This window comes from Flavobacterium sp. 1, from assembly GCF_002797935.1.
Lineage (GTDB): Bacteria > Bacteroidota > Bacteroidia > Flavobacteriales > Flavobacteriaceae > Flavobacterium.
The window spans coordinates 3,734,254-3,748,246 of sequence record NZ_PGER01000001.1 but is presented as its reverse complement, the minus strand read 5'-3'; the positions used below and the strand labels follow the sequence as shown (position 1 = coordinate 3,748,246).

Genomic DNA, 13,993 nt, shown 5'->3' with positions numbered 1-13,993 from the left:
TTTAAACTTTTTAAAAATTCAATTTCATCCCGTCCGAAATAGTGTTCATCCCTTCGGTAACTATTATGGCATCCGAATCCAATCCGCTTAAAATTTCGGTTACATTATCTGATGACTGGCCAGTTTTAACAATTACTTTTTTAGCAATGCCTGATTTTCCGTTAGAATTAGCCACAGTGTACACAAAACTGTTTTTCTTGGAATCCTGCTGAATTACATTAGTAGGAACAACTACGGCGTTTTTGCTCACATAATCAATCACTTTCATTTTTGCAACTTGGTTAGGACGCAATAAGTTTTCCGGATTGGGAACGCTAACTTCGATTCCGAAACTTCTATTGTTTGGATTTATAAAATTACCTATTTGGCGGACTTTACCTTTGTAAGTTTTGTCTAATGAAGTTAAGTAAACATCCACTTCAGTGCCAATGTTCAATTTTCCGATATAGGTTTCGGGAATGGAAGTGGAAACATACATATTTCCTAAATTCACGATTCGCATTAATCCTTTTGGACTTGCGGCAACTACTTCGCCTTTCTCTACAAAAACTTCGTCAATAGTTCCTGAAAAAGGGGCTCTGATTACCGTTTTTGCAATTTGTGCTTTGATTTGAGCCACTCCTTTTTGCGCTGAAATCATTTGCGTTTGTGCTTGGAGGTATTGTATTTCGGAACCGATTTTTTGGCTCCAAAGATTTTTTTGGCGTTCAAATGTAGTTTTGGCTAAGGCATATTGGTTTTCGGCACTGGCTAACTGCTGGCTCATACCGCCATCATCTGTGCGTCCCAAAACTTGTCCTTTGCTTACCTTTTGTCCGGCTTTCACATTCAATTCCACTAAGTTTCCTGGGAATTCAGGCTGAACTAATACATTTTCATTGGTGTTAATGCTTCCCTGAACCTCAAGATAATGGTTGAATAAAGTGTCTTTCAGTTTTACGGCAGTAACCAATGCTTCGATTTCTTTGTTTACGTCCAAAGCAGCCAATGCTTCGTCGATTTGGGTAAGCTGCAGCTGTAATTCGGCTTTTTTGGCAGTTATTGCTTTTACGTCTTTGGATGCAATAATGCTGTCGATTGTTTGGTTTTTTTCTGATGAATTACAGGAAATCAATACAATTGAAAGTGTGATCAGGATTAGTATCTTTTTCATATTTTTAAATTTTATTGGTGTCGTTATTGAGTGATGATTTTTTCTAAACTGGCTTTTTTATTGATTATGTTTACCATTGTCTGCAGGTATTTCTGTTGAGCGGTGTACAATTGGCGTTGCGCATCATTAAAGTCAAAGCTTGTTGAAAGTCCTTCGGTGAATTTGATTTGCTGTTTTTTCTCAATTCTTTCTGCCAGATTCAGATTGCTTTTGGCAGTTTCATAATCGGCGATGCTGTATTCGTATTCGGTTTTTGCGGCAGCATACTGCAGTTTCAGTTTTTGTTCGGTTTCATTCAATTGCGTTTTGGCCTGATCCAAAGCAATTTTAGCCTGCTGTGTTCTGGAACTTCTGGCCAAACTGCTAAATATCGGCACATTTAAACTAAGACCAAGATTGGAATAATTGAACCAGTTTTGATTTTTGGAAAAAAATTCGAAATGGTCCTTAAAAGCGGTATATCCAAAATTAAAATTCGCCGATAAAGAAGGCAGTGCTTTACTTCTTTGAAGTTTGTATTCTAATGTTCTCTGCTCTTCAAAATTGGTGGCTATTTTATAACTGATGTTGTTATTGACATCAAATTCTGTTTTGGAAAAAGCAAGATCCATGTTTTGGGTGGTCAAATCATCTAAGTTGTCCTTCAAAGTAATTGCAGCGTTGATGTCAATGCCAAGATTAATTTTTAGCATTTTATAGGTAATATCCAGTAAACGGTTGTTGTAATTTAAAGTGCTTTCTAAGGAAGCCAAAGTAATTTCCAATTGCTCTACGTTTTCTTCTTCGATTAAACCGTTTTTATAGGTAGCTCTCGTATCGTTCAATGTTTTTTGTAATGAAGCAATATTTTTTTCTAGAATAGCAATGTTTTCTTTGGCCAACAAAACATTTCCATAGGAGTTAACAACCATTTCTTTGACGTCAATATCCGTTCTTCGTTTTGCATTTTCATAATATTTCAAATACGTTTTTGAAGCTTGCAGCGCTACAATATAAGATCCGTCAAAAATAAGCTGGCTTAAAGTCGATTTCGCGACCATATTGTATTTGGTTCCAAAAGCAACTTCGGCATATTCACCCGGATTTCCTCCAAAGAATTCTGCAGGAACTACTGATTTTTGTAATACAAAATTATTAGTAAAATCGACTCCTGCGTTAAGTTGAGGAAGTCCCATTGCTGTTGTCTCCCACTTTTTCTCTTTGGCGGCTTCTATATCACGTCCTGAATTGATCGCTGAATAGTTGTTTTCAAGAGCATGATCTATAGCTTGCTGTAAGGTAAATGAATAGTTTTTCTTTTGTTCACTAGTGCTCGTGTCTTGAGCAAAACCACTCATTGTAAATAGAGTAAGGGTTAATATAAATAGATTCTTCATTATATATTAGTTTTAAGTAATTGCTTTTCGAGTTCGACTATTCCTTTTGGTGTTGCCATGGCTCTAGTGTGATATTCCAATGCTTCTAATTCTAGTTTTACAGAATCCTTTTCAGAAATGGTATTTTCTTTAATGCTAAAAATTAATAAATAATAGAATTTAACATAGATATCTACATCAAGCTCTTTTCGATATAAATCTTGTTCAATTCCTTTTTCTATATTTTGTTTAAAACACAAATTACATTCATCAATTTCCCGAGACATTACTTTTTGATAGATTTCGGGATAATGCTTTTTTAATTGATATAAAGGCGAAGTGTCTGTTGCTTGAAACATCTCTTTGAACATTTTTCTGATTTCAAAATTCTCTTCAATTGCGTTGTGATTTTTGGCGACAATGGTATCAATGACTTCATGAACGGTTTTATGAACGAGCTCTGTGCTTTCCTCAATCAATACTTCTTTATTGCAAAAGTATTTGTAAATGGTTTTTTTGGATATGCACATTTCGCCAGCAATATCATCCATAGTGACGCTTTTAAAACCTAGTTTTAAAAACAGATCACTAGCTTTGGATACAATTTTGTCTTTCATTGTCGGTTGTAACTTTTTGTTTGTTAGTGGTTTTTTAATATAAATAGGGGATTATGACTTTCAAATCGTTTCCCACTGTTTTTAATGATGAACAAATTCTAAATTAGCTATCAGCTTAATGTCAGAACCTACTGCGTATCCTCCATGATAGGGATTATAATTCAGACCAAAATCCTTACGGCTGATGTTTCCCGTAATTTCAAATGATGCTTTTTGAACGCCGTTGTAGTTGTTGTAACCAATAAATTCGGTGTCTAATTCCACTTCTTTTGTAATGTTTTTGATGGTGAGATGCCCTTTCAGGAAATTGATGTTTTTGTTTATTTTTTCGAAAGAAGTCGATTTGAACTGAATAACAGGGGTTTCGTCATAATCAAAAAAGTCAATCAATTTCAAATCAGAATTTCTGCTCTTGTCGTTTGCTTTCAATGAAAATTCGATAGAAGCATTTTCAACTTCGTGATTTTGTATGGCAACGTGACCTTTAAAATTATTTTTGGAACCAGACATATAGTCAATCAAAGAATGTCTCGTTTTTATCAATACGTCTGATTCTTCCGAATCAATTTTCCATTCGTTTTCCATGATTTCTACAGTTTTGTAATATTTTTGTAATGCAAATATAGCAACGGAAACTTTAAAAACAAATAAAGTTTCCGTTTCTTTAATTGTATTCTATTAAAAATTAGATAATTATATTGTGATTTTTGCCCGAATTGTTAATTGTAATAGCTGAAAAAATTAGGAGTAAATGATTTCTTCATACAATTCGGATAATCTTTTTCGTAGATGCAAAACAGCATAATGCTTTCGCGAAAGTAATGTTTTGACAGGAACACCCGTTTCATTCGATATTTCTTTGAATGACAAACCATCCAATTCGTTTTTTTCAAAAACTTCTCTTTGCACCAGTGGTAATTCAGATAATGCGTTTTCTAGTTCAACCCACATTAGAGAACGTAAGTATTCCGTTTCGGGAGATGGTGCCGTTTGTGTGCTGAAAAGCATTTCCGAAATATCTTTGATCACCTCGTCGTCGTCGTTTTGGTAGGAAGGTAATTCTTCTTCATGCTTCTTAATTTGTTTATTGATTATCATGTTGCGGGCCACCCGATACAGCCAAGCAGCTACCTGCTCTATCGGATTCATCGCAGTATCCACTTTTGCCAGTTGATAAAAAACGTCCTGCAAAATGTCTTCGGCATCTTCCTTGTTTGAAACGCGTTTACGGATAAACGCGTTCAACCTAGGTTTATAAGCTGTTACCAGCGATCCGACATCTTGCTGTTTTTTATTACTCATTATCTTTTTTGTCGATGTCAGTACTGTCAAAATCAAAATCCCTATCTCCAAAGAAACGTCTGCGGCCGAATCTTCCGCCGCACATGTGTTCTTTGCGTTTATCTATAAATTCTTTTTGCTGTTCGGGAGTCATGCTCATCCATTTTTCGCGGATACCATTTTTATGACGCATGCCTCCAAATCCAGAACCGCCATGATGCCCGAAACCACCGAACAAAAGACGTGAAAGCACGAGTAATCCCAATGCCTGCCAAAAACTGATAATTCCTAATCCGAATATGCTCGGTATAAGTGCATTCCACAACAGCATTACTGCCAAAGTAAATCCTGCACCTGCTCCAATGCCAAGCAATACCATTCCCGCTATTTTAAAACCTTTTCTTTTCATGTTATATTTTATTTGTTTTTAAATTCATTTTAATGAGCCTCTATTTATGTAGACAAATGAACGCGATAAATATTTTACGGAAATGGCTTTTTTTTTAATTTTTTTTAGGTCAGGAAATTTTTTCAAAATAAACGGTACTATTTGTCTCGTATTTTTTGCCTTTACAACGAACAAAATAACGCAGTCGGGAACCATGACTACTCGCTTTTTCAAAGAAATAGGATTGAACTATAATATTGCAGTTGGTTTAAGCATAAAATACCATTTTTAAATTTTGTTAACCTTCTTCACTAATATGGATGTCCTTAAAACACCTTATTTTCCTAAAATGAAAGAAATAAACAAAAATTACACTTTGTAGGTTTGTGACTATTATTTTCTATATTTGAAAAAACATAAAACGAAACAATCCTTCGACAATCTGCCCAACTAGTAGATGCATATAGCAGCTTTGTTTCGTGTATATATAAGTTATGCGTTATTTTATATGAAGACAACATTAATCATATTTTTAACTTTTGCTTTTATAACCTGCTCACAACAACATAATCAGGCAAGCGAGGCAGTTACAAAACTAAGAAGTAAAAAATTAGACAAGTATTTTAAAAAGGTAACACTATTTAATGACTCAAGTTATATTTTTACTTTGACGACTATTGACACGACTGATTCTTACGACATTGACAAGCCAACTGCTGTTATTAATCTTTACCATATTCATTTAAACATCATAGATACTTTAATAAACGATTCGTTGTTTTGTAGAAATTCTAGAATGGCTGAACCAGAACTAGAGATTGAATTTAAAGACTATAATTTTGATGGTGTAAAGGACATATTAATACCAAGAGGCAGTGACCCTCGTGAAAATCATGGTTTTCATCTATATCTTGTAAATACCAAAACTAAGATGTTGAATTATGTTAAAGGTTTTGAAGAAATAGGAAATCCGGAAGTTGACACTGTGAATAAATTAGTAGAAAGCTTTGTGCTTTCAGGACAGAATTTCTATAAATTTTATTCAATAGATAGAAATAATAAACTTATTGACTTAGGTCACGAAGTGGATTTAGATTTTGACGAGAACGACTCACTTAGACATGCTAAAGCTTTATTAGACATAGTTAGTGAAAGAAAAACAACGCATAACAGCTACAACTGATTTGGGCAATTGGCTTAATGAGAAGTTGGTTTTGTATTTGGGATGATTTGGCAAATCCGAATAATGGGCTTAATTTAGTCCCAAACTGCGTCTAGCGCTGGAACGTTGTGTATAAGAATCCTCATAAATGAAGAAAATACTATTTCTTATTCTTGTAACAAACTTGAATTCTTACTCACAGAATTTGAATGTTTTTTACAATTCATTTTCTTCAGGAAACCTGAAAGAATACAGAATGAAATTTTTGAATGATTCAATAGTTGAATTTCAAAATATTCCAACTCACGGAAGCATAAATTTCAGTTTTAAAATTGAGTATTTTAAAGAAAATGAAACTGTAATAATTGAAATTAAAAACCTAAGTGAAGTAGAAAAAAACAATTTGAAAATTTACAAATTGGATTACTTAGAAAACAGAAAAATAACTCTAAGTAAAAACAAGAATGAACTTATTGACAAAACCAATGAAACTGTATATGTTGAACAAAAAATTCTCAACAAAAATTATATAAGAAGAAAATCAATCACAATTATAGATAACGAAAAAATAATAATTGACAGAGGAATTACAAATAGTTATGGTTTAATTGAAAAAATGCCCAAAGAAAATAAAAAAATCACTAAGTTTCTAATGAAAAATGTCGAGAACCCAAATTATAAAATTGAAAACATTCGAGGTTTAAAAGCATATGAAAATTATGGAATATTAGGAATTAACGGTGTTTGCGTTATCACCAAAACTGAATAAAAGCTACACACAACAGCTACAACGAATTTGTGCAATTGGTTTAATGGGAATTTGGTTTTGTATTTGGGATGTTTTACTTCGTCTATTCGCTATCTCGAGTGGCAAATATGAAAACAGGATTTAATTTAGGATAGTATCCATAAATTTAAGTAAGCGCAGATAGTTTTCCTTTTTATATTGCAGCAAATTTCTTTGCAAATTCATCTACTTCAGTCCAATTAGTATATTCTATAACCGTTTTTGAATTAATTGGTCCTTTGGTCATCATCATTATTAATTTTATTAAAAGTCTATCTCTGAAACTGTAAAGTTTATAATCTAATTTTCCAGGAAAAACAGCTGCAAGTGTTGGCTTCCATTCTATGGAATTAAAAAATTTTATTACATACGGGTTTGTATCAGGTTTGCTTTTCTCAGCTTTGCGTGCGACCAAATTCACAGAAATAAATGCCGTTTTTTTAGAATTTAAAAACTCCGAATTTTCTTTTATAAGTTTTTCTATTTGTTCGTTATGTTTTCCGTACCTTATACTGGAAGCAATAATTATTTTATCAAACGCTGTAATTTCTTGAGTTAAATCATTTACTGAAAAGACATCGACCAAATGATTATTTAGGATTAAAATATTCTTTATATGACAACAAATTTTTTTCGTCTGACCGTCTACAGATGAATAAATAATTATTGTCCTCTTTTGCATTCTTTTTTAATTTATTATTGGATAAAGTGATGCACAACTTATATACTAAACAAATTTTTACAAGCTCGCCTGTTTGAGTTTGGAGATGTATTATTTTGTTAGTGTATTATCTTCCAAATATACTCATTCCATTCCCGCTAAAAAAAAGAAACCGCCAAAAATCAGATTTCTGGCGGTTTCTTTATCACAATTAATTCAGGTATTATACTGTATGCTTCGGGTTAAAACCGTCTTCACTTAGTTCTTTATGATCATAATCGGCAACCATTTCGGCTTCATAATCGATTTTTCATCTTTAGTTAATTTGGCTTTGATTTTCTCCATGATTTCATAAATCACTGGAACAATAATCAGGGTAAGGAATAATGATGAAATCAATCCGCCAATAATTACCCAAGCCAAACCGTTTTTCCATTCGGCACCAGCTCCAGAAGCTAATGCGATAGGGAACATACCAAAAACCATCGCAATTGTTGTCATCAAGATCGGACGCAGACGGGCATGATTCGCTTGGATTAATGCTCTTCTTATGCTTTCGCCTGCAGCTCTTCGCTGGTTGGTGTAATCCACAAGCATAATCGCATTCTTACACACCAGACCAATCAACATGATGATACCCAAAATGGTAAATATATTCAGCGTATTATTAGTCAAAGCCAAAGCCAGCATCGCTCCAATGAACGAAAGCGGAATAGCAAACAATACCACAAACGGGTGCATAAAACTGTCATACAAACCAACCATTACCAAGTAAACCAAGATGATAGCTGCTAATAAAGCAATTCCTAAAGTACCAAAACCTTCGCTTTGGTTTTCTTGGTCACCTCCCCAGATGTAGTTTACACCAACTGGTTTTTTGAGCTTGTCTAATTTAGCTTGCCATTGTGTTACAATTGTTCCTGTTGGAACCCCAACGTTTTGTCCTTGAACAGTAACCGAAGCCGATTTGTCACGGCGTTCCAATTGGCTCGGGCCAGAACCTTCGGTAATAGCTGCAAATTGAGACAGTTTAATTTGCTGTCCTGCACTGTTAACGAAAATCAGATTACTCACATCGGTAATGTTTTTTCTGTCAAAAGCATTGTATTTGATGTTGATGTCGTACTCATATTCACCAGCTCTAAACTTCCCGTCAGTGTTTCCGCTGTATGCAGTCTGCATCGTCAGACCTACTGTTTGCAGCGTAAGTCCTAATGCAGCCATTTTATCACGATCCACTTGTATGTTTATTTCAGGATTTCCATCTTCAACGGTTAATTTAATTTCCGTTGTTCCTGGAATGCTGCGTAATTCCGCTTCGGCTAATTTAGCAAAAGCCATAGCCGCTTCAGTAGAAGGTCCTGTAACGATCAATCCAAGTTTTGCATTTTCTGCAGTACCTAGAATACCAACAGGCACTGTTTTTACTTTAGCCCCCACTAAAACTTTTTCCAGTTTACGTTTGATTTTTGCTGCATATACTGAAGCATCATCTGAACGTTCTGACTGGTCAATCATTTTTACATCAATCTCTGCTTTATATGCAGTGGCTTGTGAACCTCCCAGACCTTCTGAAGTTTGGCCTACTGTAGTAATTTGGCTTTTTACATATTCTTCATTTTTCAAAAAGGCTTCTGCTTTTTGAGTCATAAAGTTTGATTGTTCCAATGAAGCATCTTTTGGCATTTCGATTTGAACTAAGAACTCACCACTGTCTGAAGAGGCAAAGAATTCCCCACCGATAAAACCACCACCCATTAATCCGATAGTCGAACCAAAGAATAAGACTAAAACAACAACAATGGTTTTGATATAATGATCCAAACACCAGTTTAATAAATTTGAAACCCAGTTAGTAAAACTTGTTAAATAACTTTCGAAACCTAGAATGGTTCTTCCAAATAAGTTTTTGCCTTCAATATGTTCCAGTTTTCCAAAACGGGAAGACAGCCACGGAATAATTGTAAACGAAGCCAATAATGACAATAAAGTAGATATAATTACGGTAACACAGAATTGTGTAATAATGTTTGACACCAATCCTGAACTCATCGCAATTGGTAAAAATACCACCACAATTACCAATGTAATCGAAGTTACTGTTCCTCCAATTTCGGCAGTACCGTCATAAGAGGCACGGATACGGCTTTTGCCCATTTCCATGTGCCTGTAAATATTTTCCAATACTACAATCGCATCATCGACCAGAATACCAACTACTAGAGAAAGTCCTAATAAACTCATTAAGTTTAAAGTATAACCCAAAAGGTAAATTCCGATAAAAGTGGCAATCAATGAAGCAGGAATCGAAACCATTACGATCAGCGAGTTACGAATACTGTGCAGGAAGAATAACATTACAAATGCTACCAAGATTACTGCGATCAATAAATCGTGTATTACAGAATCTGCTGCTTCAAGCGTGTAATCGGTACTGTCTTTTGCAATTTCTAAAGCCAGTTGCGATGTTTTATAATCGTTCTCCAATTTAGTGATGGTTCTTTTTAAATCAGCGCTTACTGCCACCGCATTTGCATCCGACTGTTTGATAACCTGTAAAATAATCGCGCTTTTTTGATCTACTCTTGAGATTTTCTCAGCTATTTTTTGAGTATCCTGAACATCGGCAATATCATTTAAACGAACTTCGATTCCGTTTTTAGACGATACTACGAGGTTTCTTAATTCGTCTACGCTTTTATATTTACCCGCTAAACGAATTAATATTTTTTGATTTCTGGTTTGAATGTTACCCGTTGGGAAATCCAAGTTTGATGTCAAAATAATTTGTTGTACCTGCGGAATCGAAAGTCCGTAACCCTGCATTTTTACTGCATCAAGGTTTACCTGAATTTCACGTTCCTGACCACCGATGATATTTACCTGAGCCACACCCTGCACACGCGATAAGATTGGTGCAATCTTTTTGTCAATTAAATCATAAAAAGTGGCTTCGTCCATTTTGCCATTGGCACCAATAGTCATAATTGGTAAATCACTCAAGGAGAATTTGGTTAAAGCCGGCGTTTCGGCATCATCCGGCAAGTCGCTCACCAGTGCATTGATTTTACGCTGCGCATCATTCATCGAAATGTCAATTTTGGCATTTGATGTCAATGTAACCGATACGATTGATAAACTTTCGTATGATTTAGAATCGATTTTTTTGATGTTTTCTAAAGAAGCAATTCCGTCTTCAATCTTTTTGGTTACGGTATTTTCTACCTCACTTGGAGAAGCTCCAGGATAAATTGTAGAAATCGTAATTACATTCTGCTCGAATTTAGGAATCAGTTCATAGCCCAATTGGCTGTAGCTGAACAGTCCTCCAAGAGTTAGTATCGTAAAAAGAACGATTACTAACGAAGGACGTTTTATGGATATTTCTGCTAATTTCATGTTTTTCTTTTAAATAGTGATATGGATAGTAAAGAGTAATTAGTGACTGGTGATTAGCCTTGAGTACAGTTCATAGCTAATCACTAATTACTAGTCACTAATTACTTTTATTTAATAATTTCTACAGCGTTACCATCTTGTAAGTTGATCTGCCCTGTTATAATTACAGTATCACCATCAGATAATCCGTTAATTATTTCAACTTGGTCACCTAAAATTCTGCCCGCTGTTACTTTTTTCAGTTTAGCGATTCCATTTTCAACCACAAAAATCTGATTGCTGCTCACACTTCCTACGAAAGCATTTCTAGGAACCACTTTTAATTCTTGTTTTTGTTTTGTTCCAAAGTTAGCCGTACCGTACATACCCGCTTTAATACTGCTGTTAGCATTATTTGTGATTTCAATTTCAATAGGGAAGTTTAGGCTTTCATCTGCTTTTGGAGCGATAAAAATAATTTTACCAGTAACAACCTTATCAGGAAAAACACTTGAAGTTACAGGTACACTATTCCCAATTTTTAGACCAGCTACCTGACTTTCGTTTACGCTGACTTTTAATTTTAATTTAGAAACATCAACGATGTCAAACATTTGTGTTGGAGGCATTCCTGCTAGAATAGTTCCTGGTTCAATGAATCTTTTGTTAATGAATCCTTTGATAGGTGCTTTTACCTTAGTGTCGCCTACATTGATGTTGGCTTGAGTTAAGTTTGCCTGCGCATTTGTTAATTGCAGTTTTGCCTGATCCAATTGCTGTTTAGTAACACCACCAGTTTGGTAAGCATTCTCATATCTTGCGTAATCGCTTTTAGCATTGTCGTAAGCTGCTTTTGCAGTATTTGCATTTACATTAATTACGTCGCTTCTCACAATTACCAAGGTTTGTCCAACATTCACATAATCTCCTTCATCAACTAAAACTTTAATTACTTTTCCTGATTTTTCAGCAGAGAAAGTCAGTTCCTGAGTAGGAGCAAAGTTTCCGTTAGCAACAAAATCTAATGAAATATTTTCTGTTTTTACTTGTGCTGTCTTTACAGAAACGGCTGCGTTTTTTTCGGCAACAATATCTGTTTTAGCTTTATTTTCTGCCTTGTTTTTAGATAAAACATAACCAATTACTCCTAAGGAAGCAACTATTGCGATTATTGTAAGTATTGTCTTTTTCATTTTAATTATTTATTAGTGTTTTAAGTTGTCCTTTTGATTTGATTAATGCTACTTCAGCTATTTTATAATTTAAGATTGCTCTGGTATAATTGTTTTGTGCTTCGAGTGATGCATTTTGTGCGTCCAATAAATCGGTTAATGAAGCTAATCCCTGAAGATAATTGTTTTTAGTATTTTTCAGGATCTCTTCGGCCAATCGCATGTTTTCTTTTTGATTGGTGATTGTTACATAGTTGTTTTCAATCTGAGCTTTTGCATTTCTATAATCCAAATCAAGTGAAAGCTGTGTGTTTTTGATGTCTTCTTGAAGCGATTTGATGTCTACATCGGCTTGTCTTACTCTGGCACGGGTTCCAAAACCATTAAAAATTGGGATTTTTAAGTTTAGTCCGATTGCTGAGTAATCAGACCAGTACACGCCATCAGAAGGTTTTGCAAACCAAGGCATTTCTGGTCCTTGTCCTATATAGTTATATCCTGCTACTAATGAAAGCGTTGGGTAATATTCTGCTTTAACAGCTGTTTTTTGAAATTCTAATAATTCCTCTTGTTTTTTCAAAAGAAGATATTCGGTTCTGTTAGCCGTATTAGGAGTTTCTGCAAACAATTCCGGTGTTATTTCAAATTCAGTCTGCGGGATATCAAATTTAGCTTCAATAGGCATTCCCATGTAAAATTTCAATGCGTTTTCCTGAAGTTCTATTTGATTTTTAACCTGCTGGCGTTCTGTGTCAATGTTTGACATTTTTACGATAATACGGTCTAAGTCAGTTTTTTTTGCTAATCCATTATCAAATTGCCCTTTCACAATGTTGCGGACTTTTGAAGTATTAACATAATTGCTGTCTAATAAAATTAATTTTTCACGCTGTACATATACAGAATAATAATTGTTGGCAACTCTTTCGATAACTTGTTCTTCTGTCAGCTGATTGTTGATTTTGTAAAATTCACGAGTAGAATTTGCAGCTCTCAATCCTGTAAAAACGGATTGGTCAAAAATTGCCTGATTTAACGAAACTCCTGCACCTGAAGTCCATTTTTGTCCAAATGATGCTTGAATGGTAGTTCCTGGCGCACCAAAAGCGGAACCGTCAATTACATTGGTTTGTAAAATAGGATTATAGGTTAAACTTCCATTTGCCGTAATTTGAGGTAAGGCTCTAGAACGGATTTCTTGAATTTTGTATTCGCTGTTTTCTATTTCTAACCTTGATTTTCTTGCCTCGGCTTTATTTTCTAAAGCATAAGTTATGGCGTCTTTTAAGGTTAAAACTTTTACTTGTGCATTGGAAGTCAAACCAGCTGTACACAAAAGTATGAGAATTGTTTTTTTCATTTATGTTTATATATTAACGTTTTGTAATTGTTTTTCCAGTTCGATGATTCCCTCTGGTGTTGCCATGGCTCTGGTATGATATTCTAAAGCTTCACATTCTAATTTTTTTGCCTCACTTTCAGAGCGAGTATTTTCATTGATGCTAAAAATCAAATAGTAATAGAATTTGACATAAGTTTCTACATTCAAATTATTGCGATATAGTTTTTGTTCAATTCCTTTTTCAATATTTTGTCTAAAACAAAATTCACATTCATCAATTTGAAATTTTAAAGTATTTTTGTAAATTTCAGGATAATGTTTTTTTAATTGGAAGATTGGAGACGTATCAGAAGATTTAAATAGCTCGGCAAACATGCGTCTGATTTCAAAATTTTCTTCAATTGCATTGTAGTTTTTAGAAATTGCATCACCTATAAGTTGATGAACTTCTTTATGAATTAAATGTACACTCTCTTCAATCAGTATTTCTTTGTTGCAGAAATATTTGTAAATTGTTTTTTTAGAAATACACATTTCGCCAGCGATGTCATCCATAGTAATGCTTTTAAAACCTAGTTTTAAAAACATTTCGCCTGCTTTTGCTATAATTTTTTCTTTCATTTTTATGGTAACTTATTGTAATTAAAACTTAAAATTTATTGATACAGTAAAAGTTAGTTATTAAATGAGTTTTGGG

12 protein-coding genes and 1 pseudogene are annotated in these 13,993 nt (G+C 34.2%); 2 read left to right on the top strand and 11 right to left on the bottom strand.

Going from position 1 to position 13,993, the window contains the following annotated elements:
* Positions 1–10: 10 nt before the first annotated feature.
* The 6 genes from CLU83_RS15240 to CLU83_RS15215 form a co-directional block, all read right to left on the bottom strand.
* Positions 11–1,153 carry an efflux RND transporter periplasmic adaptor subunit gene (locus CLU83_RS15240; protein WP_100432400.1) on the bottom strand — a complete coding sequence of 381 codons (1,143 nt, stop codon included), beginning with the start codon at positions 1,151–1,153 and terminating at the stop codon, positions 11–13.
* A gap of 23 nt (positions 1,154–1,176) precedes the next feature.
* Positions 1,177–2,529 (bottom strand): TolC family protein, encoded by a 1,353-nt coding sequence (locus CLU83_RS15235; protein WP_100432399.1) that lies wholly within the window; start codon positions 2,527–2,529, stop codon positions 1,177–1,179.
* Complete coding sequence (locus CLU83_RS15230) at positions 2,529–3,125, bottom strand: TetR/AcrR family transcriptional regulator (RefSeq protein ID WP_100432398.1); 597 nt, start codon at positions 3,123–3,125, stop codon at positions 2,529–2,531. The genes CLU83_RS15235 and CLU83_RS15230 overlap by 1 nt, the downstream gene beginning before the upstream one ends.
* Positions 3,126–3,206: 81 nt before the next feature.
* Positions 3,207–3,710, bottom strand: a complete 504-nt coding sequence (locus CLU83_RS15225; protein ID WP_100432397.1) for a YceI family protein — start codon at positions 3,708–3,710, stop codon at positions 3,207–3,209.
* A 156-nt stretch (positions 3,711–3,866) separates the two neighbouring features.
* Positions 3,867–4,427 (bottom strand): RNA polymerase sigma factor, encoded by a 561-nt coding sequence (locus CLU83_RS15220; protein WP_100432396.1) that lies wholly within the window; start codon positions 4,425–4,427, stop codon positions 3,867–3,869.
* On the bottom strand, positions 4,420–4,815 hold the full coding sequence (locus CLU83_RS15215; protein ID WP_100432395.1) for a hypothetical protein: 396 nt from the start codon (positions 4,813–4,815) through the stop codon (positions 4,420–4,422). The genes CLU83_RS15220 and CLU83_RS15215 overlap by 8 nt, the downstream gene beginning before the upstream one ends.
* Positions 4,816–5,302: 487 nt before the next feature.
* On the opposite strand from CLU83_RS15215, the gene CLU83_RS15205 reads away from it, so the two are divergent.
* Positions 5,303–5,977, top strand: coding sequence for a hypothetical protein (locus tag CLU83_RS15205; RefSeq protein ID WP_100432393.1), 675 nt, complete (start codon positions 5,303–5,305; stop codon positions 5,975–5,977).
* Between the two features lie 127 nt (positions 5,978–6,104).
* Complete coding sequence (locus tag CLU83_RS15200; RefSeq protein WP_100432392.1) at positions 6,105–6,725, top strand: hypothetical protein; 621 nt, start codon at positions 6,105–6,107, stop codon at positions 6,723–6,725.
* Positions 6,726–6,897: 172 nt separating this feature from the next.
* Here CLU83_RS15200 and hemG read toward each other — a convergent pair whose 3' ends face one another.
* The 5 genes and pseudogenes from hemG to CLU83_RS15175 form a co-directional block, all read right to left on the bottom strand.
* Positions 6,898–7,425 (bottom strand): menaquinone-dependent protoporphyrinogen IX dehydrogenase, encoded by a 528-nt coding sequence (hemG, locus tag CLU83_RS15195; protein ID WP_100432391.1) that lies wholly within the window; start codon positions 7,423–7,425, stop codon positions 6,898–6,900.
* Between the two features lie 202 nt (positions 7,426–7,627).
* Positions 7,628–10,803, bottom strand: a pseudogene (locus tag CLU83_RS15190) (efflux RND transporter permease subunit).
* A 107-nt stretch (positions 10,804–10,910) separates the two neighbouring features.
* Complete coding sequence (locus CLU83_RS15185) at positions 10,911–11,975, bottom strand: efflux RND transporter periplasmic adaptor subunit (RefSeq protein WP_100432390.1); 1,065 nt, start codon at positions 11,973–11,975, stop codon at positions 10,911–10,913.
* A 1-nt stretch (position 11,976) separates the two neighbouring features.
* Positions 11,977–13,314: a TolC family protein gene (locus CLU83_RS15180; RefSeq protein ID WP_100432389.1), complete on the bottom strand. Its 1,338-nt coding sequence runs from the start codon at positions 13,312–13,314 to the stop codon at positions 11,977–11,979.
* Between the two features lie 6 nt (positions 13,315–13,320).
* A complete protein-coding gene (locus tag CLU83_RS15175; RefSeq protein ID WP_100432388.1) occupies positions 13,321–13,917 on the bottom strand; it encodes a TetR/AcrR family transcriptional regulator in 597 nt (198 codons plus the stop codon).
* Between the last annotated feature and the right edge of the window lie 76 nt (positions 13,918–13,993).